The 5792-nt window shown below is 59.0% G+C and carries 3 rRNA genes; all 3 read left to right on the top strand.

The annotated features are described in order from the left end of the window. Nucleotides 1-364: 364 nt before the first annotated feature. The 3 genes from BTIS_RS11545 (at nucleotide 365) to rrf (ending at nucleotide 5666) form a co-directional block, all read left to right on the top strand. Nucleotides 365-1891: ribosomal RNA gene (locus BTIS_RS11545) — 16S ribosomal RNA — on the top strand. A 442-nt stretch (nucleotides 1892-2333) separates the two neighbouring features. Continuing rightward, a 23S ribosomal RNA gene (locus tag BTIS_RS11540) occupies nucleotides 2334-5397 on the top strand. 151 nt (nucleotides 5398-5548) lie between these two features. Beyond that, nucleotides 5549-5666, top strand: a 5S ribosomal RNA gene (rrf, locus tag BTIS_RS11535). The 16S, 23S and 5S rRNA genes sit together here, the layout of an rRNA operon. Nucleotides 5667-5792: the final 126 nt, after the last annotated feature.

The following is a 5792-nucleotide window of genomic DNA, read 5'->3' as shown; positions in this document are numbered from 1 at the left end:
GGTTTCGTTCCGCTTCATCATGCCCGATTTGCGATGGCTCGGACATTCCTGTACATTAACTTTCTGTTGCCCAGCACGACAACATCTGGTACGCCGGATGCTCTGTTGGTGTGGTGGTGGTTTGAGAACTCAAGAGCGTGTTTTGTACTACTAAGTTTTGATTGCCAGTCCGGCTGCTGCTNCCGNCTGTGTGGTGGGAGTGCCCGAGGGGGTTTGATTGTGGCCGGGTTTTTGGAAGGATTGTGCGAGCATGTGGCTGGTTGGCTGTCGCGGGGTTTCCTGTGGTGGTTGCTGGTTGTGTGTTTTGTCTGTCTTTTTCTTTTCTTTTTTTCGAGTCATTGTTTTGGCTCTTCATGAAGGTTTTTTTGTGGAGGGTTTGATTCTGGCTCAGGACGAACGCTGGCGGCGTGCTTAACACATGCAAGTCGAACGGGATCCATCAAGCTTGCTTGGTGGTGAGAGTGGCGAACGGGTGAGTAATGCGTGACCAACCTGCCCTGTACTCTGGAATAGCTCCTGGAAACGGGTGGTAATGCCGGATGCTCCACATGGGTGCATGCCTGTGTGGGAAAGGGTTTACCGGTATGGGATGGGGTCGCGTCCTATCAGCTTGACGGCGGGGTAATGGCCCACCGTGGCTTTGACGGGTAGCCGGCCTGAGAGGGCGACCGGCCACATTGGGACTGAGATACGGCCCAGACTCCTACGGGAGGCAGCAGTGGGGAATATTGCACAATGGGGGGAACCCTGATGCAGCGACGCCGCGTGCGGGATGACGGCCTTCGGGTTGTAAACCGCTTTTGATTGGGAGCAAGCGTTAAGTGAGTGTACCTTTCGAATAAGCGCCGGCTAACTACGTGCCAGCAGCCGCGGTAATACGTAGGGCGCAAGCGTTGTCCGGAATTATTGGGCGTAAAGGGCTCGTAGGCGGCTCGTCGCGTCTGGTGTGAAAGTCCATCGCTTAACGGTGGATCTGCGCCGGGTACGGGCGGGCTGGAGTGCGGTAGGGGAGACTGGAATTCCCGGTGTAACGGTGGAATGTGTAGATATCGGGAGGAACACCAATGGCGAAGGCAGGTCTCTGGGCCGTTACTGACGCTGAGGAGCGAAAGCGTGGGGAGCGAACAGGATTAGATACCCTGGTAGTCCACGCCGTAAACGGTGGACGCTGGATGTGGGGCCCATTCCACGGGTTCCGTGTCGGAGCTAACGCGTTAAGCGTCCCGCCTGGGGAGTACGGCCGCAAGGCTAAAACTCAAAGAAATTGACGGGGGCCCGCACAAGCGGCGGAGCATGCGGATTAATTCGATGCAACGCGAAGAACCTTACCTGGGCTTGACATGTTCCCGGCGACATCAGAGATGGTGTTTCCCTTCGGGGCGGGTTCACAGGTGGTGCATGGTCGTCGTCAGCTCGTGTCGTGAGATGTTGGGTTAAGTCCCGCAACGAGCGCAACCCTCGCCCCGTGTTGCCAGCACGTCATGGTGGGAACTCACGGGGGACCGCCGGGGTTAACTCGGAGGAAGGTGGGGATGACGTCAGATCATCATGCCCCTTACGTCCAGGGCTTCACGCATGCTACAATGGCCGGTACAGCGGGATGCGATGCGGTGACGCGGAGCGGATCCCTGAAAACCGGTCTCAGTTCGGATCGGAGCCTGCAACTCGGCTCCGTGAAGGTGGAGTCGCTAGTAATCGCGGATCAGCAACGCCGCGGTGAATGCGTTCCCGGGCCTTGTACACACCGCCCGTCAAGTCATGAAAGTGGGCAGCACCCGAAGCCGGTGGCCTAACCCCTTGTGGGATGGAGCCGTCTAAGGTGAGGCTCGTGATTGGGACTAAGTCGTAACAAGGTAGCCGTACCGGAAGGTGCGGCTGGATCACCTCCTTTCTACGGAGATTCTTGTGAAATCGATCATCGGTTTGGTGGTCGTCCGTGCCCCGCGCCCCGGGGGTGTTCCCTGGGGTAGGTGAAGATGGGGCGTGCTGGTGTGGTTACGGTCATTGCTTGGTGGTGCGGGGCGCGCTGTTGGGTTCCCGGACCGCGACCCCAGGATGGTTGTCCTGGTGGGTGGCGTCTGGGTCCCGGCCGGCTGGCCTGGCTTCCTTCGGGGGGTTCGGGGTGGCTGGTTGTGGGGTGGTTGTTTGAGAACTGGATAGTGGACGCGAGCAGGCCCCGCCGCTGTTGGGTGGTGGTCTGCTGTGATTTTTCGTCGGGCTGCGTGATTGTTGTCATGTGGCTCGGTCGATCGTTTTGTGATCATTTTGTGTGATGATGTGTTGTCCGGATGTTCGCTGGGTTCTTCCGATGGCCCGAATCCTTTTGGGGGTTGGGTGTCGTTGTGAAGGGCGTATGGTGGATGCCTTGGCACACGGGACCGATGAAGGACGTGGGGGGCCGCGATAGGCCTCGGGGAGCCGCCGACCAGGCTTTGATCCGAGGGTGTCCGAATGGGGTAACCCGGCAGTCGTTGTGGGCTGTCACCGCATGTTGTGCGGGGGGTACGCAGGGAAGTGAAACATCTCAGTACCTGCAGGAAAGGATATTCCGTGAGTAGTGGCGAGCGAAAGCGGATGATGGCTAAACCGTGTTCGTGTGATACCCGTCGGGGGTTGCGTTCGCGGTGTCGTGGGAAGCGTTGTCCGTCCTCCGACGGGGGCGGCGGTGGTGATAAAGCTTGGAGTCAGGCGAACGGGATTGAATTCCCGGCCGTAGAGGGTGATGGCCCCGTAGCCGGCAGCTCCTGGCCCGTCGATGCGTTCTCCCAAGTAGCGCGGGACTCGTGGAATCCCGCGTGAATCCGTCCAGACCGTTGGATAAGCCTGAATATTCCCGTGTGACCGATAGCGTACGAGTACCGTGAGGGAAAGGTGAAAAGTACCCCGGGAGGGGAGTGAAATAGTATCTGAAACCATGCGCTTACAAACCGTCGGAGCCTTGAGGGGTGACGGCGTGCCTATCGAAAAATGAGTCTGCGAGTCAGTGGTGCGTGGCGAGCGTAAGCCGTGTGGCGTACGCGTAGCGAAGGCGAGTCTGAATAAGGCGTTTGAGTCGCGTGCCCTGGACCCGAAGCGGGATGATCTAGCCCTGAGCAGGTTGAAGCGCGGGTAAGACCGCGTGGAGGACCGGACCCACCTAGGTTGAAAACTGGGGGGATGACTTGGGGTTAGGGGTGAAAGGCCAATCAAATTCCGTGATAGCTGGTTCTCTCCGAAATGCATTTAGGTGCAGCGTCGGTTGATTGTCTCCAGGGGGTAGAGCTACTGGATGCTTGCGGGCCCGTACAGGGTACCAACAGCAGCCAAACTCCGAATACCTGTGAGGTGTATTCCGGCAGTGACCCGGCGGGGGATAAGCTTCGTCGTGGAGAGGGAGACAGCCCAGATCGTCGTCTAAGGTCCCGAAGCGCGTGCTAAGTGGGAAAGGATGTGGGGTCGCATAGACAGCCAGGAGGTTGGCTCAGAAGCAGCCATCCTTGAAAGAGTGCGTAACAGCTCACTGGTCTAGTGGTCCTGCGCCGACAATGTAGCGGGGCTCAAGCACGCCACCGAAGACGCGGCAGCGATCCTTGTGGTCGCTGGGTAGGAGAGCGTCCTGTATGGGGTGAAGCCGCGGCGTGAGCCTGTGGTGGACCGTATGGGAGTGAGAATGCAGACATGAGTAGCGAGACGGGGGTGACAATCCCCCGCGCCGGATGACCAAGGGTTCCAGGGCCACGTTCATCGTCCCTGGGTGAGTCGGGTCCTAAGGCGAGGCCGACAGGCGTAGTCGAATGGATGAACGGGTTGATATTCCCGTACCGGCGGCGGACCGACAGGTCCGAGGCGGCGAGTACTAACCGTGTCGTTCCTCTGATGTTCCCTTCGGGGTTCGGATGGGGTTCGGTCCGGGACCGTAGCCGTAGTAGGAGAGCGCAGGAGTGACGCAGGAGGGTAGCCGGCCGCGGAGGTGGTTTTCCGTGGTCAAGCGTGTGGCCAGCATCCCAGGCAAATCCGGGGTGCGTTGTGGTGAGGCGTGATGATGGGGGCCGTTTGGCCCGAATCCGGTGATCCCATGCTGCCGAGAAAAGCTTCGGCGTGAGGGCCGTTGCCGCCCGTACCCGAAACCGACACTGGTGGTCAGGCAGAGAATGCCAAGGCGATCGAGCGAATCCTGGTCAAGGAACTCGGCAAATTGCTCCCGTTCCTTCGGTTTAAGGGAGACCCCCGTTGGTGATCCTCCTCGCGAGGGGAGCCGGTGGGGGTGGCACAGGCCAGGGGGTAGCGACTGTTTACCAAAAACACAGGTGCATGCGAAGGCGCAAGCCGCTGTATATGCACTGACGCCTGCCCGGTGCCGGAAGGTTAAGAGGATCCGTCATCTTCGGAGAAGCGGTGAATTCAAGCCCCGGTAAACGGCGGTGGTAACTATAACCATCCTAAGGTAGCGAAATTCCTTGTCGGGTAAGTTCCGACCTGCACGAATGGCGTAACGACTTCCCCACTGTCTCGACCAGGAGCTCGGCGAAATTGCAGTACGAGTAAAGATGCTCGTTAAGCGCAGAAGGACGAAAAGACCCCGGGACCTTTACTATACCTTGGTATTGTCGTTAGGTGTGGACTGTGTAGCATAGGCGGGAGGCTTGGAAGCATGGGCGCCAGCCCGTGTGGAGCCGTCGTTGAAATACCGCTCTGTCTTCATCTGGCGTCTAACCTCGACGCGTGATCCGTGTCAGGGACAGTGCCTGGCGGGTAGTTTAACTGGGGCGGTTGCCTCCCAAAGAGTAACGGAGGCGCTCAAAGGTCCGCTCAGCCCGGTTGGCAATCGGGTGTCGAGTGCAATCGCACAAGCGGGCTTGACTGTGAGACCGACGGGTCGAGCAGGGACGAAAGTCGGAGATAGTGATCCGGTGCCGGCGCACGGGCGCGGCATCGCTCAACGGATAAAAGGTACCCCGGGGATAACAGGCTGATCATTCCCAAGAGTCCATATCGACGGGATGGTTTGGCACCTCGATGTCGGCTCGTCGCATCCTGGGGCTGGAGCAGGTCCCAAGGGTTCGGCTGTTCGCCGATTAAAGCGGCACGCGAGCTGGGTTCAGAACGTCGTGAGACAGTTTGGTCTCTATCCTCTGCGCTCGTTGGAATGTTGAGGAGTCCTGCCCATAGTACGAGAGGACCTGGGTGGACGAACCTCTGGTATGCCAGTTATCCTGCCAAGGGTACGGCTGGTTGGCTACGTTCGGATGGGATAACCGCTGAAAGCATCTAAGCGGGAAGCCTTCTCCAAGATAAGCATTCCCTCACGCCCCTCGGGGCGTGGATAGTCCCCATGGAGAACACGTGGTTGATAGGCCGGATGTGGAAGCCCTGCGAGGGGTGGAGCTGACCGGTACTAACGGACGAGTACGACACTTAATCCTTCGGGATGGATCCAGTCGATCATCCCGGACGACACGGAGCACATTCGTTCACTGCGATCGACCAGACGGGATCACATCGCGTCCGCTAGCCGGTTCCCGAACCGCCACCAAGCATGCCGCGGTTGCGGCGTGTTCAGAATTATTCTTGCGGTGGTCATGGCCCAGGGGAGACGCCCGGCATCCATTCCGAACCCGGAAGCTAAGACCTGGCACGGCGATGGTACTGCACCCGGCAGGGTGTGGGAGAGTAGCACACCACCGCACACACTACGTCATGGAGGTCCGACGGCAACAGCCGCCGGACCTCCTCTTATTCTCCCTGATTCTCACCCAACAATGATCGAATGTACCACGGTCGAAAACGCATGATTGCATATGATTACGTCATAC

This window comes from Bifidobacterium tissieri (genome assembly GCF_002259645.1).
Lineage (GTDB): Bacteria > Actinomycetota > Actinomycetes > Actinomycetales > Bifidobacteriaceae > Galliscardovia > Galliscardovia tissieri.
Note: the sequence above shows the minus strand (reverse complement) of the source record. Positions and strands in the feature narration are given on the sequence as shown.